Genomic DNA, 24,167 nt, shown 5'->3' on the forward strand with positions numbered 1-24,167 from the left:
TATGCTGCTGGAAGTATACGGACATGGCGGGGATGTGAAAACAGCTTCTGCCCGTTTTGGCGTCGCTGCAGAGGAGTTTACCGATTTAAGTGCCAATATTAATCCGCTTGGTCCGCCGCCGGGACTGCTGAACAAGCTGAGAGAGGCGATGCCAGATATAGTACGATATCCTGATCCAGGCCATAGAGCACTGCTGTCACAGTTAGGTGAGCTGCTTCAGGTTGGGGAGGACTGCTTTGTCATCGGCAATGGTGCGGCGGAAAATATGGCGCTTGCCCTGCTGGCGTTAAACCCTGAAAGGGTTGGGATTATAGAGCCATGTTTTTCTGAATACGAGACGTTATCCAGGCAGTTTGGAGCGAGGGTCAATTCTGTGCTTGGTAGTGCACAAAGTAATTTTCATGCTGACCCGGATGATATTGTTGGGCTAATCCGTGATAATGATTTAGTGTTCATTGGGCAGCCGAATAATCCTAACGGTATTCAATACGGCTGGAATGAGCTTCGGCGGTTTGCAGATGCTGCGGAGAGCTATAGTACGTATTTGGTTGTGGATGAAGCATTTATAGATTTTATTCCTGAGAAGGATAGGATATCGCTTCTGGGAGAATTGCATCATTATCCCCGGGTTATTTTGATCCGCTCGATGACCAAATTTTATGCGATTCCAGGCCTTCGGCTGGGGTATGCGATAGCTCATCCAGATTTGGCTGCAGCAATGCGGGGGAAGCAGGTAACGTGGAGTGTAAATTTATTGGCTCTGTTGGCTGGGGAGTTTTGTTTGCAAGCAGGAAAAGAGTACGAGGATGAGACGATAACATTAATTACGAAGCAGCGACAATTGCTGCGGGAAGGCTTAGCGGGTCTGGGCTGTGAGACATGGCCGGGGGAAGCTAATTTCCTGTTAGTACGACTGCCTGAGGGATGGACAGCACTGAAAATGCAGGAAGAACTAGGGGCGAAGGGGATTTTAGTGCGAAGCTGTGCTATGTATAACGGGCTTGGCGAACGGGATATACGGGTAGCGGTAAAGGACCAGTTGTGCTGTGATAAGCTGCTGCAAGCGATGCGAAAGGTTCTAGAGACAGAGGAATAACAAGATTTAGTCAATAAAGTTGGCTAAGGCAAGGGGGAATACGGGATGACGACGCCCTTTTTAACGACAGGAGAAAGCGGCATATATGAATCGGATGTAATATCGGGTCTCCGGTTGATTCGCGGTGAGCGACATTTGCTGCTGGAGTCACCGGAAAGCATGGATGGTCTCGGAAGTGCCGTTTTTGGCGGGGGGATGGTTCGGCTGAAGCGGATGGTTAACATTTATGTTGACCGTTTTTATAGCTGTGAAAATCCTGTAAGGGATATCGGTCTATTGCTTGAACAGTGGGGTTATCCTGTGACGGAGGCTGCGGGGCTTCTGACAGCTGTGCAATTGCGTCATGTATCTGTCCAGGAGGTGCGGAATGATGAATTTGCAATTATGTGCTGTGCAACTGCCGGGGTATCTAATGGAGCGCGGGCAGGTGTCGAGAGAACGACATTTCCTGCATCATGGACGCCTGGAACGATCAATATCATGTTGGTTATTGACGGGAAAATGACGTCGGCGGCGATGGTCAACGCCGTCATTACGGCGACTGAGGCGAAGGCGGCCGCGCTGTCTGATCTCGGCGTGCTGGATGCCGAGAATGGTCTTGTGGCCACAGGCACGACGACCGATTCGGTCGTGCTGGGTGTGACCCAGCGTGCCGGCTGGGAGCTGGTTCACAGCTACGCGGGCACCGCGACGGATATAGGCGGCGCGATTGGCCGCCTGGTGTATGCCGCCGTGAAGGAATCGCTGACCGCGGCAGCGGGTGAGCGCGGGTGACGGCGGCGTGGTGGATTTTGCCGGTCGCGTATTTGCTCGACCGGCTGCTTGGCGATCCGCGCTGGCTTCCTCATCCCGTGATCGGGATGGGGAAGGCGATTAGCGCGATCGAGGCGGCGGTGCGCCGCCTGTTCAAGCCCGGCGGCTATCGCGCCGCAGGGCTGCTGCTGCCGCTGCTCGTCGCGGGCGGCAGCTTTGTTTTGACCTGGGCAACGCTGCTGCTGCTGGCCCAGGTCAGCCCGTGGCTCGCGGCCGCTGCGGAGGCCGCGCTGATCTGGACGACGATCGCCGCCAAAGGGCTGCGGGACGCCGGGATGGAGGTATGCGGCCATTTGCGCCGCAATGATCTGCCAGCAGCCCGCCGCTCGCTCGGGATGATCGTCGGCAGAGATACCGACGCCCTGGCACAGCCGGAGATTGTGCGGGGCACGGTTGAGACCGTCGCCGAAAATATCGTGGACGCGGTAGTGTCACCGCTTTTCTATGCATTAATCGGCGGTGCTCCGCTAGCGATGGCCTATCGTGCGATCAACACGCTGGATTCGATGGTCGGCTACAAGAACGACAAATACATTAACCTCGGATGGGCTTCTGCGCGTCTGGATGATATCGCTAATTTTATTCCTGCTCGTCTCACCGCTCTTATGCTGGTGGCTGCTTCATGGTGTATAAGGCTGGATGCCAGGGGAGCACTGCGCATCGTACGGCGCGACGCTTCTTCACATCCCAGCCCGAACAGCGGTTATCCTGAGAGTGCGGTGGCCGGGGCCTTAGGCATTCGCCTCGGTGGACATAACAGCTACCACGGCGTGATGTCGTTTCGTGCATATATGGGGGACAACAATCGAGAAATGGAAGCCGAAGATATTCCTCGTACGGCAAGGCTGATGTTCCTCGTTTCAAGCTCGTTTGTGGTGCTTGCTACTATCGTATGGATCTTGTTCAGCATATAGATGGAGACTGACGATCAGGAGGAAAATGACATGGAGTGGTGGCTGATTCGACATGGGTTAACCTCATGGAATGCAGATCGAAGATATCAGGGACATAGTGATGTGGAACTGTTACCGAATGAAAAACATGGCTTGGAAGCTTTGTCCAGAAAACTGAAGGGAGTCCCTTTTTCAGCGATCTATTGCAGTGACTTGCTGCGCTGCCGCCAGACCTTAAAATATGTTTTTCCTGATCTGGACACTAAAGGAGTCCATTACGACAGCAGGCTGCGTGAAATGAACTTTGGTGAATGGGAAGGTAAAACGTACGATATGCTCAAAGGCATCCCTCTTTACTGTTCATGGATTGATCAGCCCAAGTGTTATACACCTCCTGGAGGCGAATCCTGGCAACAATTCGAAGGTCGGGTCAACGAAATTTATTGCGAGCTTCGGGACATTTCGCTGAATTCGAACGATCCTGTGCTTATCGTTACACATGGAGGAGTCATCTCCATGATTACTACCTTTATGAATTCTGGATCAAATTTTTGGGAAGCTGCCAGAGTTGAGCCGGGTGAGGTGATGAAGGTAACAGCTCCTGCAATTTCGCGGTGAGGAATATTAACCCCATAATTCATACTTGACAGGTAAGAATTATGGGGTTAATATAGTGAAAAATAACTTACCACTCATTTTCTTAGTTCTAAGAGAAAATGACATAATGCGGCCGATTGGACCACCAAAGGCTCCTGAAGACTTTCCTTATGGGAAAGACTACGGGAGCTTTTTGTCGTTGGCTGGAAATATGTTGGACGTAATATTTGGGGGTGTAGAGCTATCGTAAACAGCAATGTATGTTGGAATGAGTTGGAAGAGGCCGACTGGCTATTTCGAAAAATGGTCAGAAGATTTGTTAAAGAAAGAGATAAGGTTGACGTTGAAGGAGTAAGCTTGCCAGCTCTTATGGTGTTGAACAAGTTAATCAGAGATGGTTCGCAGCGACTTGGAGATTTGGGAGAGGAATTGGATTTCACATCCGGAGCTGTTACTGGGCTATGTGACAAGCTGGAAAGTAAGGGACTTGCAAAGAGAGTCCGTATGGAGCATGACCGTAGAGCAATATGGCTGGACATTACAGAACAGGGCAGATGCTTGATGGATCGACATAGAAATGTTGGAACCCGTTCGATAACAACATTATTTGAGGGAATGACCTCTGAGCAGTTGAAGGAGTTTATCCAATTTTCTACTCAAATTGTTAACAATCTGGACCGATATGCTGCAACGCTTAACAGGCTTGCTCAAGATAATGAGCATAATGCATGTGTAACTGATGTAAGAAATGCAAAAACCAGTCGATTTTTATCATATTAATTCACAAAGATCAGGAGAGTGACGTATGGGACATCCAACGATATATCCGACAGGAGCAACAGTTTATAACCCGGACAAAGCATGGAGCGGCTACACCATTTATCAAGCGGCCGATTTAGGAGCGCTATTGATCGATATGAACGGTAAAGAGGTTCATCTCTGGAAAGGACTGAGAGGCTTCCCAAATAAAATACTTCCGGGTGGATATGTACTAGGAAGTACTGCAGAGCGTGATCCCAAGTACAGTTTCCAGGATGAAGTTGATCTCGTTCAGGTTGATTGGGATGGTAATATCGTATGGCGATTTAATAAGCATGAGTTTATTGAAGACCCCGGTCATGAAGCGGGGTGGATGGCAAGAGCACATCATGATTATCAACGGGAAGGAAATCCGGTAGGTTATTATGCGCCTGGAGCAGAGCCGAAAACAACGGAAGGGAATACTCTCATTTTGGCTCATAAGAACGTGCATAACCCTAAAATTTCCGACAAGCAGCTTCTTGATGACTCCATCCTTGAGGTGGATTGGGAGGGTAATATCGTTTGGGAATGGAACCTGAATGAACATTTTGATGAGCTAGGTTTTGATGAACTCGCTAAAAATGTGCTGTTCCGTGATCCTAACGCTCGTTTCTTTGGCAATGAGGCGGGAGACTGGATGCATATCAATTCAGCTTCGCTTTTAGGGTCGAACAGATTCTACGATCAGGGCGATGAGCGTTTTCATCCGGACAACATTATTTGGGATGCCAGAGAGTCCAACATTATTGCAATCATTGATAAAAAAACGGGCAGCATCGTATGGAAGCTGGGACCTGACTATTCAGCGCCAGAGGTCAAGCATTTGGGATGGATTATTGGACAGCACCACGCTCATTTGATTCCAAAAGGACTTTCGGGTGAAGGAAATTTGCTTGTGTTTGATAATGGCGGTTGGGCTGGATACGGAGCACCTAATCCGTCTTCAACATATGGGCAAAAAAATGCGCTTCGAGATCATTCCCGAGTGTTAGAGATCGATCCGATAACTTTAGAAATCGTGTGGCAGTATACACCAACCGAAGCAGGATTTCAGGCTCCGCTCGATTCCTATCGTTTCTATAGTCCATATATCAGTTCAGCGCAAAGACTTCCTAACGGTAATACGCTGATCACTGAAGGAGCCGATGGACGGATCTTTGAAGTCACGCGGAGCCACGAATTGGTGTGGGAATATATTTCGCCTTATAGCAATCAACGGAATTCCAACATGGTGTACCGCGCTTACCGTGTGCCGTATGAATGGGTTCCTCAACTAGAACGTCCTGTGGAGCAAGCGATTGAGCCTCTTGATGTTGCTAAGTTCAGAGTACCTGGAGCAGCAGAGACGGGTACGGATTCCGTAGTCACTGTGGAAGGTACAGTATCTTATGGAGAAGGTGCGCTTTGCGTCGCTCGGTTTGATGAAAAGCCCAGTGAATGATTGAAAATTTGAACAAGAAATAGACCTGAAGGGGATGGGGAACCATGCGTTGGAATTTTATATTTTCTAACAATAAATCCGTAGTATCGATAGTTGTCATCATGATATTGGTCGTTGCGTTGAGTGTTTTGTCGGGTTGCGGAAATAATGGGGCGTCGGGGAATGGGCAAAATCAGGTGTCGGCTTCTGAAGGGCACAAGAAATCTGAAAAAGAGACGATCAAGCTGAACCTGGCCGATATTTCCTCCAATCCGGTATTTCGTGTAGCCGCTAGCAAGGGGATTTTCGCCAAGCATGGCATTGAGGCCGAGCTAGTTACATTTGCCACACCAGCCGAAGGAATAAATGCGTTGTTTATCAAGCAGGTTGATATTGCATGGGGAGCGGATTTTCCAATTCTAAATGCGGTCAGTAAAGGAGAATACAGCATCGTCGCTTCTACAGGCGATGCAACTGATAAAGAGGCAGCCGATTGGAAGCTGTTTGTAAGAGATGACATTCAGAGTGCAGAGGATTTGAAGGGGAAGAAGTTAAGCTTTTTGAGAGGTACATTTCTGCCTTATCTCTGGGATGAATATCTGGGTGAGCACGGTGTTGAAGTTGCGGATACAGAGCTGATCGGCCAAGGAGCTTTGGATGAAGCGTACGTTGCAATAAAAAAGGGTGAAATCGATGCAGTATGGACATTTGGTGCCGTTATGAGGGAGAAGTTCAGTGCCATTGAGGGCGTACATCAGCTAACCGATATGTCGCAAACAAAGGTGAGGCTTGGCAGCGATATTGTTGTACCTAATGATTTGATTAAGAATCACCCGGATACGGTGACCCAATTTCTTCAGGCTGTTGAGGAATCAGCTGCCTATATCAAAGAAAATCACAATGAAGTAGCCGATTTGCTGTATAAGGAAGTGAAGCAGCCCAAAGAAGCTACATTAAAGGATTTAGAGGTTAACAACTGGGAAATCGGATTTACGCAAAGATCGATAGAAAGTTTGAAAAGTCAAAAGCAATATATGGTGGATAACGGCATTATTCAGCAGGATTTTGAGCTAACGGAAAAAATCAATCTCGATTTTCTGCGTAAGGTTGTTCCGGATCGTATCACGTATCAGCCATAGCTAAATAGGAGGCGAGGATAGATGTCCAGAGGGAATGCTTCTGCAGCATCATCGCTGCATACCATTACGATAGAGGGACTTAACAAAAGCTATTACGAAGTTCCTGCTAAGGCAGCCGCAGGTGATGTTCATTATATTATTAAAGACGTCAATCTTGTCATTAAAGGCGGTGAGTTTTTTATTCTGCTTGGACCTAGTGGCTGCGGCAAATCAACTCTTCTAAATATGATCGCCGGATTTGTATCAAAAACAGGTGGGAATTTGAGAGTAGGCAGCTCGGAAATTCAAAAGCCCGGACGCGACAGAGCGGTTGTATTTCAGCAAGCAGATTCTTCACTTTTTCCTTGGTTAACCGTACGGCAAAACGTAGAATTCGGTTTGAAAATGAAAAAGGTTCCTAAAAAGCAGCGTAGAGTCATTTCAGATCAATACATTGATCTTGTCGGACTTTCTGGACATGGTGATAAATTTCCCAGGGAGCTTTCCGGTGGTATGAAGCAGCGGGTACAGTTAGCCCGTGTGCTGGCAAATGATCCGGAAATACTGCTTATGGATGAGCCGTTTGGAGCACTTGATGCTATGACCCGCCGTACCATGCAGAAGGAATTGGTGCGTATTTGGAGACAGACGAACAAAACGATTGTATTTGTAACGCATGATATACAGGAGGCTATATTGCTGGGACAACGAATTGGAATTATGTCATCGGGCCCTTCCTCCCGTATTTCGGATATTTACGAGATTCCATTATCTTATCCGCGCGATGTGTCAGCCTTAGAGTTCTACGATTATTACAGTAAGATACAATCACACTTTGATGAATAAGTGGGTGAACATTTAACTAAACAAGGAGGTGGTACGGTGTCCAAATGGTTAAGGGAGAAATGGTTTGTTTTGATTGTTTTATGGATTTCTATTTTAGCCTTATGGCAAATAGGGGCTGAATTATACGGACCTGAAGTAATTCCGGGCCCAGTGGATACTGCGATAGCGGCACGTGAATTGCTGCAAGACGGTTCCCTTGTGCAGTATATTGGCATTAGCTTTTATCGGGTACTCACGGGATGGGCACTGGGAAGCCTTATCGCGATTCCGATTGGTATTCTTATCGGTAAGGTAGATCACATACGCAATTTCGCAGAGCCTTTGCTTAATTTTATTCGCTTTATTCCGCCAATTGCTTTCATTACGCTATTCCTCGTATGGTTTGGGATCGGAGAGCAGTCTAAAATTGCCCTGATTCTGTACGCAACTTTGTTTATCGTCATTATGAACACGTTAACGGGGGTATTGTCTGTTGAGGAGGATAAAATTCGAGCGGCCCGCAGCATGGGATCATCGGAGTCGCAAATCGTCATTCATGTAATTGTTCCAGCGACAATGCCTTATATTTTTACAGGAGTTCGGCTAGCTATGGGTACTTCCTTTATGGCAATTGTAGGTGCTGAAATGATCGCTTCTAACGAAGGGGTAGGGTATTTAATATGGAATTCCCGTCTCTTTTTCCGAACAGATTGGATTTTTGTCGGATTAATTAGTTTGGGTCTGATGGGCTTTGTCACCGATCGACTCCTCGGGTTGTTTGGTCGTAAAGTGCTTGGCCGATACGGTGTAGTAAGTTCTTCTCCAGGGAAAAGATAAGTTCTGTCATAGCATCTTCATGATACGATACGAGGCGTGTGGCGTGTGAACGTGGTGAATAAAATGATCTGAATCTCAGAAAAACTGCAAAAGTGCAGGCTATTTTATCCGGAATTATTTTTTGGACGAAAAGCCTGCAAATATGCAGTTTTTTGCCTTGCTATATAATAAAACATCGGAATTAGTAGAAAAAAGGTGCACTTTTGCAGGAATTTGAATTTATTAGGCTATCCTAGCAAAAAAAGATGCACTATTGCACGAATTATTAATTCAACTCGCTCAATGTGAAGCCAATGCAACATAACTCATCGTGAACTCGACCTGAATAGACAATGAAGCCTAGTAATCAGTAGAATTATTGATTGTAAGGCATTTAGGTGTGCTTGAAAGTGGAGGCGGAAAGTGCTGTAATGGACCTAGCTAAAATAATCGAAGTAGTACTAAGTTCATAGCAGGTTTTTACGGAAGGGAAAAAGATATGCTGACAGAAAAACTCCCGGAACAGGGACGATATATTTATACTTTTGCATGCCATGAGACTGAGCGGGACCTATGCGAAATGGAGCTGCGTGCTCTATTTAATGCTGAACCAGATGCTTCGTACTATATAGAAAGTCCTAAACAGATCGATCCAAGTCGTAGTCCTTTCATTTCCATGCGAATGGATGTCATATTTGCAGGGAGTACACTGGAGGAGATTTTAGAGCTGGTTCCTTCGATAGAGATCGAAGGGGATAGTTTTAAAGTGCTGTATATAAAAGGTGGTGCAAAGCACAGCTACGATGAACAGCGCAAGCTGGAGCGTCAGGTGGGTGGATGCATCCGTGGTACGGCAGACATGCGTAAGCCGGATGTTATGTTTGGACTGCTGCCTGTGGATGCGGGCTGGATTTTTGGTGTGTGTCATCACGCTGAATCGGTATGGCTCCAGCATAAGGATAAGCCGCAAAATTATTCGACAGGTCTCAGCACAGTCGTAGCCCGCGCATTAGTTAACATTGCAGTCCCAGATCCGTACGATGTTAAGGTCATCGATCCATGCTGTGGTATGGGAAATGTGCTGATAGAAGCATTATCTATGGGGATAAATATCGTTGGCAGGGATATCAATCCGCTAGCAATCAGAGGGGCACGTATCAATTTACGACATTTTGGGTATTCAGATAGCGATTTAGTGATGATTGGTGATATGAATGAGATCGATCAGCTATATGATGCTGCCATATTGGATATGCCGTACAACCTTTGTTCGATCCTTTCCGAAGAAGAAACCATTACTATGCTGACAAGCGTAAGCCGCTTTAGCAGACTTGCTGTAATTGTATCATCCGAGTTATTGGAGGAATATATCATTAGCGCAGGATTCAGGATCAAGGATCAATGTATCGTAAAGAAAGGATCATTCGTTCGGAATGTTTGGTTATGTGAAAGTAGAATGTAGTTTAATATATGACGCTGTATGTTAGGTAAATGTGTTTATTCGCATTTTTTTGATATTTTTTGATATATTGTTGGAAAATAATTAAAATTCCTCTTTATAAGTCTTAATACCCATTCTATAATGTTAGATAAACTAACATATGGGGAGTGGAAGAGATGAGTCAGCTTCGGGCCTTGTTTAGTACTTTTGAAAAACGTCAAAAAAAAGCTCGTAATGAAGGGAAGTCGTTGCGCCTAATACATAGTGATGATTCTGGCGACGATCTAAATACCAGCAAATGGACTGCGATAGCTAATGAATCATTGGTTGCGGCGGATCGATTGCAGGCGGCAGTAGGCGAGGTGAACAGCAGCATCGAGGAGCTTCAGACTCTGGCCGACATCTCTTCTATTGAGGACTTGAAGCTGAAGCACAGCAGTGAACAATCATTGGAACAAGTCCAGGAAAGTCTTGCTGCAATGCAGGAGGTTACTGCCTCGGCGGTTAGTATACAAGAGGCGGCTAATCACCTGCATATCAAAAGTGAAAAGACCCAATCTGAAGCATCCCGTATGGCACAGGACCTGGCAACCGCAGATCGGACCATTCGAGCGTTAGCAGAATCACAGCAATCTATTGTTAAGCCTATGGATGATTTGGAGAGCAATACGAAAAAGCTCGGATCATTCTATCGCGAGCTTGAGGATATTTCCGGTGAGGTAGCTTTGCTGGCTCTTAACGCTTCGATTGAAGCGGCACGTCTGGGAGAGCAGGGAAAAGGATTTGATGTTGTTGCCGTACGTATGCGGCAGCTTGCTGAACAGAGCAGACTGGCGATTGGCAAATCCGCTCCTTTGTTCCGGAATATTGGGGAAGATGTTGAACGTGTCAAAAATAGTCTGCAGTTGGGTAAAGATTCAGCTCTGCAAGGAATTGATGTTATGAAATCAATGGGAGAAGATATTCGATATATTTATGAGGAAATAGCTGCCGTTAATGAATTAGTTGCCGAAGCCGGACAGCGAAGCAGTGAGCAGGCTGAAATGACGTACAATATGGAAAATATGATGAATCAGGTTCATGAAGGGCTGAGTCAAAGTATTATACATGTTGAAGGGGCTCTGGGAAGAATGAAATCTCAGCGGCTGTATATTGGCAAGCTGCAGTCTGTAGCAGGAGGCCTTCATAGAGCACAGGAAGAGCTTGTATGCACGCTTTCTTCGGTAAGAGAAGATTTATCCGACGATCCAACCGAAAGCGGCGGCGTTGAGCGCGGGTTGGCTTTTACAAAAATACTGCTGCAAGAAGCTGAGAGAAATGTTTTTCAGCAAATGGAAGAGGCAGGGCATCGTGGTGCACTAGAAGATTTATTGAAGCGGGAGTCTGGACTTGAAGCGGCATGGAGTAACCGTGCGGACGGATCGTTTGTCGTATCTATTCCGGAAGCGGGTCTGGTAAATGCAAAAGGAAGAGAATGGTTCAGAAAGGCTTTGGCTGGGGAGACCGTCATTTCAAAAGTATACGTCTCCGCTATTACGAAACGGCGCTGCATGACATTATCTGTACCTATCAAGAAAGATGGTGAAATTATCGGAGTATTGGGTGCTGATGTGTCTGTAGATGATTAGAAGAAGTGATCTCATTATTGTATGTTTGTTTCAATTATCCTATAATCCTATAGAGAAGAATTGCTATGATTCAAGGAATTATCATTGTACCCGTTGGTCCTGAGGCAGCGCATTGACGCTGTTTTCGGGTTAAAAGGGAAGCCGGTGCAAATCCGGCGCGGTCCCGCCACTGTATACAGGGACAAAGCTCAATGATGCCACTGTCTATCTCATGAAGAGGGATGGGAAGGCGAGCTTTTGTCATATACCTGATAGTCAGGAGACCTGCCCACGGGAGTTAAGACGGTCCTTCGAGGAAAGGATAACGCTCTACATAAGAAGACGGAATTTGAGAAAGTTTTGTACATGCAGTCTGACTCAACATTTCCGTTATCCATTTGTGGACGTAACCCAATCCTTATGGTTTGGGTTTTTTTCTTGTTGTCTGTTGAATATATTTCTTGATATCGCCTTGACTCAAGTTGTTCTTAGATGAAGCATTAACTAGATCACTAAAGGAGTGGAACAAGTGAAAGGTTTTAAGAAGATTTGGGGGATTTGGCTGCTGGCATTGCTGCTCGTCATTACTGCTGGCTGCGGAGCAACTAACAATGCTAAAAATACTAACAATGCAGGAACGACTGAATCTGCTGCACAGGAACAAACCAGCAACAACACTACGGGAAGTGAACAAGATGCGAAGACTACTACCTATCCGCTGACGGTAAAAGATTCATCAGGTACAGAGTTTACATTTGAGTCTGCACCAAAGCGTATTGTATCTTTAGCCCCATCAGAGACAGAAGGGTTATTTGCACTTGGTCTTGATGAGCAGGTTGTTGGTGTATCGGATAATGACGACTATCCTGAAGCAGTTAAAGATAAACCGAAAATGGGCGGGTTTCAAATTAATGTTGAGGCCGTGGTTGCTGCTCAGCCTGATTTAGTAATGGCCGCAAGTTTGATTGATCCGGCGACAGTTAAGAGCCTGACGGATCTAGGTATTAAAGTGTATCAATCTAATCCGAAGACGGTAGATGAAGTGATCGAGCATATTAAGACGGTGGGTCAAATTACAGACCATCAGGGGGAAGCGGAGCAGGTAGCGAAGCAAATGCAAGATGAATTGAACAAGGTTACTGAGGCTGTGAAGGGCCTGACTGAGGATCAGAAGAAAAAGGTATACATCGAGTTTTCACCAGGCTGGACAGTAGGCAAAGGTGAATTCATGGATGAAATGATTACACTCGCTGGCGGTGTAAATGTCGCTTCCGATATTACGGGCTGGAGTGAGATTAATGAAGAAAATATTATTAAGGCGAATCCTGACGTTATTTTATACGCAAAAAGTGTTGTAGACGAAAATAACCAGACGCTTGCTGATATCATTAAAGGACGCGGAGGATGGAATCAAATTTCGGCGATTAAAGAGGATCGTGTCGTTGGACTTGATGATAACTTGCTGAGCCGTCCTGGTCCACGTGTCACGCAAGGACTGATTGAAGTTGCTAAAGCGATCTATCCGGATCTGATTCAGTAATGAAGACGAAACTGGCTGGTTACGGAACAATCGGTCTTGCGCTGTTATTCATAACACTTTTGATTTGCATTGGCTTTGGTTCTGTTCCGTTGCCGGCTGGTGAAATTGTGGCTATCATGCTGCACCGTATTCCTGGAATCGGGAATTTGATTACACCAGATTGGAGTGTATCCTCGGAACAAATCGTGATGCAGGTACGCTTGCCTCGAGTCCTGCTGGGAATGCTGGTCGGAGCATCGCTGTCGGTCGCCGGCGCCGCCTTCCAAGGGGTGCTTCGCAATCCATTAGCAGATCCTTTTACTCTTGGCGTATCATCTGGTTCGGCGGTCGGAGCTGCTGTACTGATTTTTTTCGGATGGCAATTTTCTGTGGCGGGGGTCTTTACACTTCCGTTAGTGGCCTTCTTCACTGGTGCTGTTACGTTATGGATCGTTATGTGGCTGGCACGTGAAAATGGCAAAATTCCGATAGAGAGCCTGATACTGTCAGGGGTTGTGATGCAATCTTTTTTAGGGGCGATCGTTTCTTTTCTGACGGCAATGTCCAAAAAAACAATAAATGAAATCATGTATTGGACGATGGGAAGCCTGAGTCTGCGAGGATGGTCATATACGGCCATCCTATTGCCATATTTAGCGCTAGGTGTGTTATTTCTATGGAGTCGCTCACGTACACTTAACCTGTTAGCATTAGGGGAACGCGAGGCAGCGCATTCCGGTCTGAATGTAGAATCGACTAAGCTGATCATTTTGCTTGTTGCTACGTTAATGACAGCTGCAGCAGTTTCGGTATCCGGAGTAATAGGGTTTGTTGGTCTTGTTGTTCCTCATATGATTCGGCTTATAACCGGGCCTGATTATCGTCTGATTATACCGCTCTCTGCTCTGGGGGGTGGAATCTTCATGATGTGGAGCGATCTCGCTGCACGCTCGCTGCTGGCTCCGACTGAAATTCCGCTTGGTGTTGTTACCGCGTTTGTTGGTGCTCCTTTCTTCGCGTATTTGCTGTATCGCAAGAAGAAGGCAAGAGAGGTGAATATGCAATGATTGAAGTTAAGCAGGCTGCAAAATCCTATGGGAAACTGAACGTACTTCGTGATATCAGCTTAAAGATAGAGACTGGAGAATTTGTAGGGATTATTGGACCAAACGGCAGCGGGAAATCAACACTCTTAAATTTGATATCAGGCATTGAGGAGCCGGATCAGGGGGAGATCAGTCTGGCGGGGCAGCCAATAACCTCGTTTTCTCGCAAGTCTCTTTCTCAAAGGCTTGCCGTATTGCAGCAGGACGGTTTACCCTCGATATCGTATCCTGTGAGAGAGGTTATTGAGATGGGCAGGTTTCCTTTTCAAGATTGGAGAGGAAGGGAAAAAGGCAGCAATGCGGATGATCTGCTGAATCAAATCATGAACAGATTGGAGCTTCAGGAGTTGGCAGGTCGCCCTTTAAGCGTATTGAGCGGTGGCCAAAGGCAGCGTGTAGCTCTGGGAAAAGTAATGGCCCAGCAGCCTGAGGTGCTGCTGCTTGATGAACCGACTACTTATCTGGATATTCGTTATCAGATGCAGTTCATGGATTTAATAGCTTCCTGGCAAAGAGAAGAGGGTCTGACTGTCGTTGCTGTCATGCATGATCTTAATCTCGCTTCTCTCTATTGTGATCGGCTACTGATTTTGAGTGCGGGAAAAGTGATTGCTGAGGGTACGCCTGATGAAATTCTAGTTCCAGAAACGATCGAAGCAGTATTTGACGTGAAATCTCATACGGTCAATCATCCCGATACTGGAGTACCTCAGCTGCTTCTGCAAAAGCGCAGTTAAGTCAACTGGGGAATATGCTGTGTGGTAAGATAGATAATATTAATCGTTGTTGATGGACTTGAAAGGGGAATTACTAATGATTCGATCAGTTAAGGAGCTGGCGGGTTTGATCCAAGCACCGAATACCGCAGCTATGGTGGCAGCAGGACAACATTTGGACATTTTGACGAAGCCTCCAGGCAGTCTTGGCAAGCTGGAGGCTTTAGCTGTTCGATTGGCAGGAATTACTGGAGAAGTGAAGCCTTCTTTCACTGAACGAGCTGTTATTGTCATGGCAGCTGATCATGGTGTTTGTGAGGAGGGAATTAGTGCGTTTCCTGCAGAGGTTACGCCGCAGATGGTATTGAACTTTCTGGCAGGCGGCGCGGCGGTAAATGTACTGGCAAGACAAGCCGGTGCAGAAGTGAACTGTGTAGATATCGGTGTGAACTCCGACTTGAGTCATCCAGATCTTATTTCGCGGAAAGTGCGGTACGGCACTGCTAATATGGCTCAAGGGCCTGCAATGAGTCGAGAAGAGGCGGAAAAGGCCATTTTAATAGGAGCTGAAGTTGTTGAAAAAGCAGTAGTACGCGGGGTATCACTGTTCATAACTGGCGAAATGGGGATTGGCAATACAACAGCAAGCGCGGCGATCGTAAGTGCGTTGACCGACATTTCACCATTAGGCAGCGTAGGACGGGGAACAGGAATTAACGATGAACGATTGCGTCACAAAATAGCTGTAGTAGAGCGTGCTCTAAAAATAAATGAACCTGACCCGACCGACCCAATAGATGTTCTTGCCAAGGTAGGCGGCTTAGAGATCGCTGGCTTGACTGGGGTTATTTTGGCGGCAGCAGCTAATCATTGCCCTGTTGTGATCGATGGCTTTATTTCCAGTGCGGCAGCACTGTTAGCGCAGCGAATTGCACCGGAATCCGCAAATTATATGATCTCTTCGCATGTATCTCATGAGCAAGGACATGCCTCGTTATTGCAAGAACTTGATCTTCAACCAATGTTACATATGGATATGCGGCTTGGTGAAGGGACAGGTGGAGTGCTTGCATTACACTTAATCGATGCGGCTTGCCGGATCATGGCGGAAATGGCGACGTTTGAAAGCGCGGGGGTTTCCTCGGCAGAACCTGCAACAGCTGACGAGGACGGGCAATGATTGTAACGGTAACAGGCGGTGCGCGAAGCGGAAAAAGTTCATTTGCGGAACGTTGGTGCATGAAACATGGTGATTCCGGTCTTTACGTAGCTACGGCTCAAGCATTTGATGATGAAATGAAAGAACGTATCGCCCTGCACCAGCAGCAGCGAGTAGAGTCCGGTTTTCAATGGAGCACGGTTGAGGAGCCACTACATTTAGTCGAGCTGTTGCACAAATCTGCGAAATCAGAAGAGTTAGCGAAGTCTGTAGTTTTGATTGACTGCCTGACTCTTTGGCTTACCAATGTGCTGCTTGCAGCTGAAGGAAAACCTGACTCAGACCAAATCATCCTGCTGGAAATGGATCGGCTTGTAGAAGCAGTTAGTGTTTTTCAAGGTCATCTGGTTATGGTCACTAATGAAGTGGGAAGCGGCATTGTGCCTGAGTATCCGCTTGGCCGAAAATATCGCGATTTGGCAGGCATGCTGAATCGTAAAATGGCTCAGGTCTCGGATCAACTATTTCTCGTAACTGCAGGAATCGCCATCGAACTTAAGAGCAGGGAGTATCAATTATGAGTGACAAAGGACGGCCGATTCTGGCCGCTTTTCAATTTTTATCACGTTTTCCAGTGAAAGCGGAACTGGATTTTACACCAGAGCTGCTGCGAAGAAGTGCAAAGTACTATCCACTCGTTGGCGCAGCGATTGGGCTTGTCGTAGGGGCAATTGGTATTGCAGCTAATATGGTACTTCCATCTTTACCGTCAGCCGTAATTATGCTGATCGTTTGGGTATGGCTAACCGGAGGACTACATCTGGATGGGTGGATGGATTCTGCGGACGCGCTGCTTAGCTACAGATCACGTGATAAAATGCTGGAGATTATGAAGGACAGCCGTGTCGGTGCTATGGGCGTATTGGCTTGCGTGCTGCTATTAATGTTCAAAATGACCCTGATCTCTTCTTTATTGGATCAAGGGGAGTTTTCTGCCGGAGTTGCCTTGCTTACAGCACCTGTATGGAGCCGCTGGTTCATGGTATGGGCGATGCGCATATGGCCGACTGCTCGTCAAGGAGAAGGATTGGCGGTGCGGTTTCATGGGATTAAAAATAGAGATGTAGCAATATCTATGGGCTTTGCCCTGCTTATATCTGCTATAGGCATTCTGGCAGCATTTGCGTGGGATAGTGGCGCTTTTCAATGGCAGCTCTTAGTTACCTACTTTGTGTTGCTTCCTCTAGTAGCACTCGGAGTAGGCGCATTAGCCGCGAGCCGGATGAGCTCAAGGCTCGGTGGATTAACCGGAGATACATACGGTGCACTAAACGAAGGACTTGAAGCGATCTTGCTGCTGCTTTGCCTTCTTAATTTGTAATACATAGAGGAGGGAGTGCCAGATGTTAGATTTACATCGCTCGGGTGCGGTACTGATGATTCAAGGAACAGCATCTGATGTAGGCAAAAGTGTCATTGTTACAGCGCTATGCCGCATTTTTTTACAGGATGGTTATTCTGTGGCTCCGTTTAAATCGCAAAATATGGCGTTAAATTCATACGTTACGGTGGATGGGCGGGAAATTGGACATGCTCAAGGGATACAGGCGGAGGCTAGCGGCTTATTGGCGACTACGGATATGAATCCGATCCTGATTAAACCTACTGGCGAAATGCATTCACAGATCGTTGTGCATGGCAAGCCACATAGTCATCTCAGTGCTGTGAAGTACAGGGAGGACTTTTTGCCATATGCGAAACCTCTGGTTATGGAAGCTCTCGGACATCTGCGTGACAGCTATGACATTGTCGTGATGGAAGGAGCGGGGAGTCCGGCTGAGATCAACCTGAAGCATCGGGATATCGTAAATATGAATTTAGCGGAGTGGGCCGATGCACCGGTAGTTTTGGTAGGCGATATTGATCGTGGCGGAGTGTTTGCTTTCCTGGTCGGTACCCTTGAATTGCTCGAGCCGTCAGAACGTAAACGAGTAAAGGGTTTTATCATAAATAAATTCAGAGGAGATATTTCACTGCTGAAGCCAGGATTGGATTGGCTGGAGCAAAGAACAGGGATTCCTGTGCTGGGGGTATTGCCATTTGTGCCTGATCTGGACATTGAAGCAGAGGATTCTGTTGTGCTTGATTCATATTCTTCAGCTGTTCATAAGGATAAGGACATTGATATCGCAGTAATCCGTTATCCTAGAATCTCGAATTTTACGGATTTTGATATTGTTGCCGCTGAGCCTGATGTTTCGTTGCGGTATGTAACTAAATCCTCTGATTTAGGCAATCCTGATGTAATTATTCTTCCCGGCACAAAGGATACGATTGGAGATTTGGCGTTTGTTCGAGAGCAAGGAATAGATACGGCTATTCAGAAGCAATTGAAGCAAAATAGTCATACCTCGTTAGTGGGGATTTGCGGAGGTTATCAAATGCTGGGTGAAGAGCTGCTTGATCCAGAGGCTGTAGAAAGCGCTGGGCCTAGATTCGCGCAAGGGTTGAGCTATCTGCCGCTAGTAACAACCTTCCATTCTGGAAAAACAACCCGAAGGGTTGAGGGATTAACGATAGAAGATATCTCTCTACCGCTGTATCCCTCTGACGGGGAAATTCCAGTGAGTGGATATGAAATCCATGCAGGTGACACTGAAATAACAACTGGCTCCTCCAACTGCTCAAGGTACAACAATGGGCAATTGATGCATTTATTTAAAATCCGTGAAGAAGATAACAAGAATGAATACCGCCACGAAGGCGTAGTTACCTTGGATGGACGTGTGTTCGGTACTTACATCCATGGGTTGTTCCATAATGATGCTTGGCGAAGAGCATGGTTAAATGGTATGCGTACGAATAAAGGGCTCGCTCCGTTGAATGGAACGTTTACTTCGGAAACACGGAAGGAAGCCGCTTTTAATCGTCTGGCTGAGCATGTACGCAATCACCTTGATATGGATCAAATTTATCGAATTATTTCTATATAACTTAAACTAATAAAAAGCAGTCCTTCCCATTATGATGAACTGTGACGAAGATTGACAAGGATGCGCATACGAAGGTCATTGTGGAGGAAGTAACAAAGAAGACTAATGAAGCGTTACGCCATAGCGACACAAGCAATAATCAGCGCGTTAAAGGGAACAGAAAAAATCGAAAATGAAGAGAAAGGTTCCGTAACCGATAATCGATGAATCGAGACTCAATATCGAAATCGCAAGAAGCTTTCATACCTCCAGCGGACAAGCAGTCCAAGATTAAGACCTAGTTGCAGGAAGACGGTTGGTAAGTCAACACATCCAATAAGCACCATTCGTGTTCAGGGTCACTGAAGTGGCTCTTTCTTTTTGCCTTTGGATATTTGAAAATGAGTCAGGGTAATCACAAATTGAATTAACGATCATAAGGCTGAAAATAACTGATATTACACTGCCAATCACTTTGCTTTTTGAATGAGAGTTTTGCATAATTCATTTTTCGATTGAAAGTCATAGTTGTACCACAGCGAAATTTCAGTGTTGTGAATCTGAGGACACATGGGCAGACACGGGCAGAATTTCGGTGATGATGAAATTTTTAAGCGGTGTTATGGCGTGTTGCTTCGAAGTGTAGAGTCAGTAACACAATCGCATTCAAATATTGTTGAGTAGTCACTTTTTAAATCCCCCAGACATGGAGTTATTCTGCGGTTAGATAGGTCTTCATTCGAGTATTACAGCGTTCCACATTGGTTCGTTCTATTGTAAAGCTCCTTCCAGTCTCGACTTTCCCGATACGGTAGCGCAAGCGCCGGAATCTGCCTGACTTTTGATTTAGATCACCATTTCCATAGTTAGAGGACGAACGGGCGGTCGTGTCTAAATGACAATCTACTTGACCTTTCGCATGTGGACAAAGGAATGTAAAGTGTGTCTTATATTGTCATCAATACGTCAGGGGAAAGCCCATTGAACAACAGGGCGTGCCTTTGCGGGTGATCTCGGCTTGAGGTTCCTTCTCATTTCCGGGATTCAATGGAATAATTGCTTGCACCATGACGTTCCGGGCTGCCTCGTAATTTTTCATTTGGTTATAACCCGCATCCAGAATGAGGAATTTTGCTTTTGATTTCGCAGCGGCAAGCGTCATGAGCTCAGGTCCTTCAACTCCGTCGTTCGCGTGGGCAGGGCGATCCAACCGCAGCCCACATTGGTAACGGAAACGAGGGCCAAACTTCAGTCTGCGTTGTAGGCCGGTAAACGTATCAATGTTCGCTAAGGGAGCTGCGAGTAAAGCAAGAAGAATGCCTTAAGGGCAATGTCCATCCACTCCCCAGTGGGAGGGACTTCTCAATTTCTTCGCGAAAGAATGTAGGTCAAGTGCACTGAAAAAAAGAAGCAGTCGTTCTTTAAATTCGATTTTTTTAGGCTCCTCAAAGGAAAAAACTTTCTTAGAGAATCCCTTTGAGTGTTTTGGTGCTGTTACCAGAAAACTTCTCCAAGTTAGGGGGAAGTCTCTTTTTATATCAAAAACTCCCTCGTGTAACAAGGACTTAGATTAACACAAAATGCTCATATACAAGAATCATTATTCGTAATAGTGAGAAAAAATAGGTGATTAACCGATTGCGGTTATTTACAAAATTGGTCTTCGAACACAATTTGTGATCATTACTTCAATATGAATAAGGGATTTAATTGTTAATGGTAACTTTATAAATATAAGAATATTAATATACTATCCAGACTTTAACAATTAATTGCATGTTTTTTTTTATCGTGATAACTTAGTAATGATAATGGTGGATTTATACTATTATGGTTTAATTTATAGAATGATACACTCTTTACTAATCACTTTGTATCTTAAGATTTCAGAAAGGAAGGAGGGGGATCTATGTGTTAAAGAAAGTTGTAACTTTAGGACCTAAGGGAACAGATGCTGAAAATATAGCTACTAAAATCAGTGAAGAAGTAATCCTTCTGGATAGTTTCAATGCATCTTTAGAATACGCTTACAATAATAATACGATAGCATTAATAAGTGCAGGTTATATTAATAGAGGAGATAGAGGGGAGATTACTGAAAGCTGGGTTGATTTGAATTTTGTTTATACCGGTAAAATGGAGATGTTCGAATGTTTTTATTCTCCAACCAAGCCAATATGTCTTGCCAAGCACAAGTTTTGTACCTCTCCTTCTACAATTGCTATTCATCCATCAACTGAAAAACTCTTGACTCACTTGGCCAAGGATAGTCCCTCAGCCATTACATATGTAAATAATAAGCCGGCAGCCGTTCAAATGGTGGTGGATCAAAAAGTTGATATGTGTTTGGGTTCCCTTGATGTAATTACTAAGTATGATAATTTGGAAATCCTTGACGTAATTAGGCCTGATATGATCTGGACGTTATACCGGAGGGTGAAGAATAATGTTGGTTAAAGGAACAACAGTACAAGGTTACAGTTTACCTTTAAGTGATACAGGAAAGTCATCACTTGTAGAAAAACCTCCTTGGTATTTTGGGGGTGATGGAATTGAGGTTATATATAGAACAAATATTGAAAGTTTTAGGAAATTTGTCCCTTATCCATTAGAAGTCAGTGAACTAAACGGGGTCGTTAGTATAACAATGGTGGATATGACCTCGGTCAGTTCGGAGGACATGGCTTATCTTCATCCAGAAAAAACACAATACAAGGAATGTCTAATCAAGTTCCATTGCAAGTACAAGGGAAAACAGGGTTGGTACGTTCCGTTGACATGGGTAGATAAGGATTTCTCGTTATTAAGAGGTTTCCTTCTAGGATTCGGTAAAAAAATGGGGCAAATTAATATTACCAAGCTACATAATTTAAATTCTCTGATTGGGTCCCAACGTAAAGGTACTATGATGAAGGCGGTATGCGAGTCCTTCAACGGGATACATGTGGAAATTAATCTTGAACTCTTGGAGCAAACGGAAAAAGATGAATATGCGGGTAACTCTATGTTTGTAATGAGGCACTATCCCGATATTCACGATGCGAACGAAGTGAGTGTGCACGAATTGATTGAGCTCGTTGTCGATCAAGCAGTCAAGACGGATATCTGGAAGGCAAATGGTGATGTTCGAATCGAATCCTTTTCGGATGAAGAAATTTCTGTTTTGCAACCGAAAGAGATACTTGCAGCCCGGACTTTTAGTGAGGGATTTGTACTGCATGGTGGAAAAGTCTTATACCGTTTTAACGAATCTGAACTATGAATGATAGGGAGAAGAGAATCGCTGTTATCGGTGCGGGAGTAATGGGAAAAGGAATAATAAGGAATCTCCAGAAACAAGGTTTTAAACTCCATTTGTATAATCGGAAATATGAAAGATCAGTGGAATTGGCTACTTCATTAGACGCTGTGTTCCGTAGCGCTGGTGATGCTGTAAAAGGTGTAAAATATGTTATCTCCTGTGTTTCAGACGATCATGCGAGCAATGAGGTTTGGTTTGGAGAAGATGGCGCTGCGTATTCGTTAGAGTTTGATTGTTATTGCATTGAAATGTCCACATTATCATTAAACTACGTCGAACATTGGAAAAAAAATATCATTATGTTTGGCGGAATACCTCTTGATTGTCCTGTAACAGGAAGTAAGTCGGGGGTGGAGAATGGGACATTGACAATTTTTATTGGAGGAGCGCAGAAGGATATAGATAATGTATCACCAGTATTAAATCATCTTGGAAAGGAAATTATTCGGATTGGAAATACAGGAGATGCATGCAAATTTAAGCTGGTCTATAACATGCTCAGTGGTACGATACTTGTTGCCTTTGCGGAAGCCTTAGGGCTTGCAAAGACAATGGGCATCGACCTCAAACTTGCAGGTGAAATTCTTTCAAAGAACGGATGGAGCAAACAGGTAGGTTCTAGCAAAGGGGAAAGAATGATTTCTGACCTACATGGAGATGTCCATTGCTCTTTATCCAATCTAGCGAAGGATTTGCATTATGCGGTTGAAGCCGCAAGTAGTTGCGAACAAATGATTCCGGTATCAAAAATTGCAGCGGAAATGTTAAGTCTTGCGCGTAACTCGGGCTGGGGAGATTTGGATATGTCAGCTATAGGGAAATTATATAACATTGGGAGGATAAGTACATCATGATTTATTTAAATACAGCAATGGAAGGTTTGCCCTCTGAACAGGTCATTCAATCAATTTATTCGTCAATGGAACTTGAACATACATTGGGTCCCTCATCAATGAAAGTTCTTGAAAAAAGATTTGAGAACCTTGCGAATGTCCGTAAATTGCTAAGTGATATAGTTAATGCATCTACTGATGAAATCGTGGTTACTTCAAATACAACAGAGGGAGTCAACATAATATTGAATGGGCTATCCCTCAAACCAGGGGATGAGATTCTTATCACCAATCATGAAAATTATTCGTGTATTGTTCCATTTATGAATCTTGCTCGTTTCAAGGGGATAAATATTAAAGAAATTAATATTCCGCCTTATTTCGAGGATGGTATTTTTAATAAGCAAGGTTTATTGGAGAAAATAAGCAATCTTATAACACCTCGATTAAAACTCGCCTTTTTTAGTCATATATTATTCACAAATGGTGCAGAACTTCCTGTTGAGGAAATGTGTAGTCTTTTTAAAAAACACGGAGTTTTTACATTAGTCGATGGTGCCCAAGCAGTTGGGCATATACCGCTGGATATTGAGAAAGTCCAATGTGACAGTTACGCATGGACATGTTCAAAATGGTTGAATGGTCCTCCGGGATGCGGAGGATTATATGTCCGAAGAGATCAAATTGAAAGGATTACTCCGCACTTTTCCGGTTGGAGATCGGTTGCTGATTTCGAGACAATGAATTATAAACCAAGTGCCGCAAGATTTGAAGTATCGACATTAAACTTTTCGCTACTTTCGGGATTGCAGACTGCTCTGGAAGCATATTTGGGAGAAGGAATGTTGAACCGCTATCAAAAAATTAAAGATAATACGCATCGAGTTGTTCAACTTTTGTCTACTAGAAGAAGTACTTCAATGTTGTCCATACCACCATATAACGGCATTCTTACTTTTTTTGATGAAAACAGGGATTCCAACCAGTTAAATGTTGACTTATCTAATGAAGGAATTGTTTGTAAATTCATTGGGTTAATAGGAGGGGTTAGGCTGTCCATATCTCATCTTTTATGTGAATCTTCATTTACAGAGATGGAAAAAATATTTGCTAAGTGCCTTTAGATATGGAATT

The 24,167-nt window shown here is 44.9% G+C and carries 23 protein-coding genes and 1 riboswitch; of the genes, 22 read left to right on the forward strand and 1 reads right to left on the reverse strand.

The genetic code is table 11. The features are described 5' to 3' along the window. Positions 1-4: 4 nt before the first annotated feature. The 18 genes from BLS49_RS16145 (at position 5) to BLS49_RS16230 (ending at position 18,920) form a co-directional block, all read left to right on the forward strand. A complete protein-coding gene (locus tag BLS49_RS16145; protein WP_483864829.1) occupies positions 5-1,096 on the forward strand; it encodes a pyridoxal phosphate-dependent aminotransferase in 1,092 nt (363 codons plus the stop codon). Positions 1,097-1,141: 45 nt separating this feature from the next. Beyond that, positions 1,142-1,870, forward strand: a complete 729-nt coding sequence (locus tag BLS49_RS16150) for an adenosylcobinamide amidohydrolase (protein WP_091232794.1) — start codon at positions 1,142-1,144, stop codon at positions 1,868-1,870. Further along, a complete protein-coding gene (cbiB, locus tag BLS49_RS16155; protein ID WP_091232797.1) occupies positions 1,867-2,823 on the forward strand; it encodes an adenosylcobinamide-phosphate synthase CbiB in 957 nt (318 codons plus the stop codon). The genes BLS49_RS16150 and cbiB overlap by 4 nt, the downstream gene beginning before the upstream one ends. Before the next feature lie 30 nt (positions 2,824-2,853). Next, positions 2,854-3,420 carry a histidine phosphatase family protein gene (locus BLS49_RS16160; protein WP_139173148.1) on the forward strand — a complete coding sequence of 189 codons (567 nt, stop codon included), beginning with the start codon at positions 2,854-2,856 and terminating at the stop codon, positions 3,418-3,420. A 282-nt stretch (positions 3,421-3,702) separates the two neighbouring features. Further along, positions 3,703-4,179 (forward strand): MarR family winged helix-turn-helix transcriptional regulator, encoded by a 477-nt coding sequence (locus BLS49_RS16165; protein WP_091232803.1) that lies wholly within the window; start codon positions 3,703-3,705, stop codon positions 4,177-4,179. Between the two features lie 25 nt (positions 4,180-4,204). Continuing rightward, positions 4,205-5,641 carry an aryl-sulfate sulfotransferase gene (locus BLS49_RS16170; protein WP_091232807.1) on the forward strand — a complete coding sequence of 479 codons (1,437 nt, stop codon included), beginning with the start codon at positions 4,205-4,207 and terminating at the stop codon, positions 5,639-5,641. Positions 5,642-5,685: 44 nt separating this feature from the next. Continuing rightward, the gene (locus BLS49_RS16175) at positions 5,686-6,759 is read left to right on the forward strand and encodes an ABC transporter substrate-binding protein (protein ID WP_091232809.1); all 1,074 of its coding nucleotides are present in this window, start codon (positions 5,686-5,688) and stop codon (positions 6,757-6,759) included. Positions 6,760-6,780: 21 nt separating this feature from the next. Further along, the gene (locus BLS49_RS16180; RefSeq protein WP_091232812.1) at positions 6,781-7,584 is read left to right on the forward strand and encodes an ABC transporter ATP-binding protein; all 804 of its coding nucleotides are present in this window, start codon (positions 6,781-6,783) and stop codon (positions 7,582-7,584) included. Between the two features lie 69 nt (positions 7,585-7,653). Beyond that, positions 7,654-8,400, forward strand: coding sequence for an ABC transporter permease (locus tag BLS49_RS16185; RefSeq protein WP_425432158.1), 747 nt, complete (start codon positions 7,654-7,656; stop codon positions 8,398-8,400). A 478-nt stretch (positions 8,401-8,878) separates the two neighbouring features. Further along, positions 8,879-9,841, forward strand: coding sequence for a TRM11 family SAM-dependent methyltransferase (locus BLS49_RS16190; protein ID WP_091232818.1), 963 nt, complete (start codon positions 8,879-8,881; stop codon positions 9,839-9,841). A gap of 155 nt (positions 9,842-9,996) precedes the next feature. Next, on the forward strand, positions 9,997-11,448 hold the full coding sequence (locus BLS49_RS16195; protein WP_091232821.1) for a methyl-accepting chemotaxis protein: 1,452 nt from the start codon (positions 9,997-9,999) through the stop codon (positions 11,446-11,448). A 77-nt stretch (positions 11,449-11,525) separates the two neighbouring features. Then, a riboswitch (cobalamin riboswitch) is annotated at positions 11,526-11,734 on the forward strand. Positions 11,735-11,956: 222 nt separating this feature from the next. Continuing rightward, positions 11,957-12,967, forward strand: coding sequence for an ABC transporter substrate-binding protein (locus tag BLS49_RS16200; protein ID WP_091232824.1), 1,011 nt, complete (start codon positions 11,957-11,959; stop codon positions 12,965-12,967). Then, complete coding sequence (locus tag BLS49_RS16205; RefSeq protein WP_091232827.1) at positions 12,967-14,013, forward strand: FecCD family ABC transporter permease; 1,047 nt, start codon at positions 12,967-12,969, stop codon at positions 14,011-14,013. The genes BLS49_RS16200 and BLS49_RS16205 overlap by 1 nt, the downstream gene beginning before the upstream one ends. Next, positions 14,010-14,789 (forward strand): ABC transporter ATP-binding protein, encoded by a 780-nt coding sequence (locus tag BLS49_RS16210; RefSeq protein WP_091232830.1) that lies wholly within the window; start codon positions 14,010-14,012, stop codon positions 14,787-14,789. Before BLS49_RS16205 ends, BLS49_RS16210 begins: the two co-directional genes overlap by 4 nt. A 76-nt stretch (positions 14,790-14,865) precedes the next feature. Continuing rightward, positions 14,866-15,948, forward strand: coding sequence for a nicotinate-nucleotide--dimethylbenzimidazole phosphoribosyltransferase (gene cobT, locus BLS49_RS16215; RefSeq protein ID WP_091232834.1), 1,083 nt, complete (start codon positions 14,866-14,868; stop codon positions 15,946-15,948). Further along, positions 15,945-16,508, forward strand: a complete 564-nt coding sequence (gene cobU, locus BLS49_RS16220) for a bifunctional adenosylcobinamide kinase/adenosylcobinamide-phosphate guanylyltransferase (protein ID WP_091232837.1) — start codon at positions 15,945-15,947, stop codon at positions 16,506-16,508. Before cobT ends, cobU begins: the two co-directional genes overlap by 4 nt. Further along, complete coding sequence (gene cobS, locus BLS49_RS16225) at positions 16,505-17,308, forward strand: adenosylcobinamide-GDP ribazoletransferase (RefSeq protein WP_091232839.1); 804 nt, start codon at positions 16,505-16,507, stop codon at positions 17,306-17,308. Before cobU ends, cobS begins: the two co-directional genes overlap by 4 nt. Positions 17,309-17,330: 22 nt before the next feature. Then, positions 17,331-18,920: a cobyric acid synthase gene (locus BLS49_RS16230; protein ID WP_245742479.1), complete on the forward strand. Its 1,590-nt coding sequence runs from the start codon at positions 17,331-17,333 to the stop codon at positions 18,918-18,920. 937 nt (positions 18,921-19,857) lie between these two features. Here the strand turns inward: BLS49_RS16230 and BLS49_RS25635 are convergent. Further along, positions 19,858-20,061, reverse strand: coding sequence for a hypothetical protein (locus BLS49_RS25635; RefSeq protein WP_217640069.1), 204 nt, complete (start codon positions 20,059-20,061; stop codon positions 19,858-19,860). 749 nt (positions 20,062-20,810) lie between these two features. Here BLS49_RS25635 and BLS49_RS16240 point away from each other — a divergent pair. From BLS49_RS16240 to BLS49_RS16255, 4 genes are read left to right on the forward strand one after another with little or no spacing between them, the layout of a single operon-like run. Further along, positions 20,811-21,356 (forward strand): hypothetical protein, encoded by a 546-nt coding sequence (locus BLS49_RS16240; RefSeq protein WP_091232845.1) that lies wholly within the window; start codon positions 20,811-20,813, stop codon positions 21,354-21,356. Further along, entirely contained in the window at positions 21,346-22,161 is an 816-nt protein-coding gene (locus BLS49_RS16245) for an acetoacetate decarboxylase family protein (protein ID WP_091232851.1), read from the forward strand. The genes BLS49_RS16240 and BLS49_RS16245 overlap by 11 nt, the downstream gene beginning before the upstream one ends. Then, entirely contained in the window at positions 22,158-23,054 is an 897-nt protein-coding gene (locus BLS49_RS16250) for an NAD(P)-dependent oxidoreductase (RefSeq protein ID WP_091232855.1), read from the forward strand. Before BLS49_RS16245 ends, BLS49_RS16250 begins: the two co-directional genes overlap by 4 nt. Continuing rightward, the gene (locus BLS49_RS16255) at positions 23,051-24,157 is read left to right on the forward strand and encodes an aminotransferase class V-fold PLP-dependent enzyme (RefSeq protein ID WP_091232859.1); all 1,107 of its coding nucleotides are present in this window, start codon (positions 23,051-23,053) and stop codon (positions 24,155-24,157) included. Before BLS49_RS16250 ends, BLS49_RS16255 begins: the two co-directional genes overlap by 4 nt. Positions 24,158-24,167: the final 10 nt, after the last annotated feature.

The sequence above is a fragment of the Fontibacillus panacisegetis genome (assembly GCF_900102215.1).
GTDB lineage: Bacteria > Bacillota > Bacilli > Paenibacillales > Paenibacillaceae > Fontibacillus > Fontibacillus panacisegetis.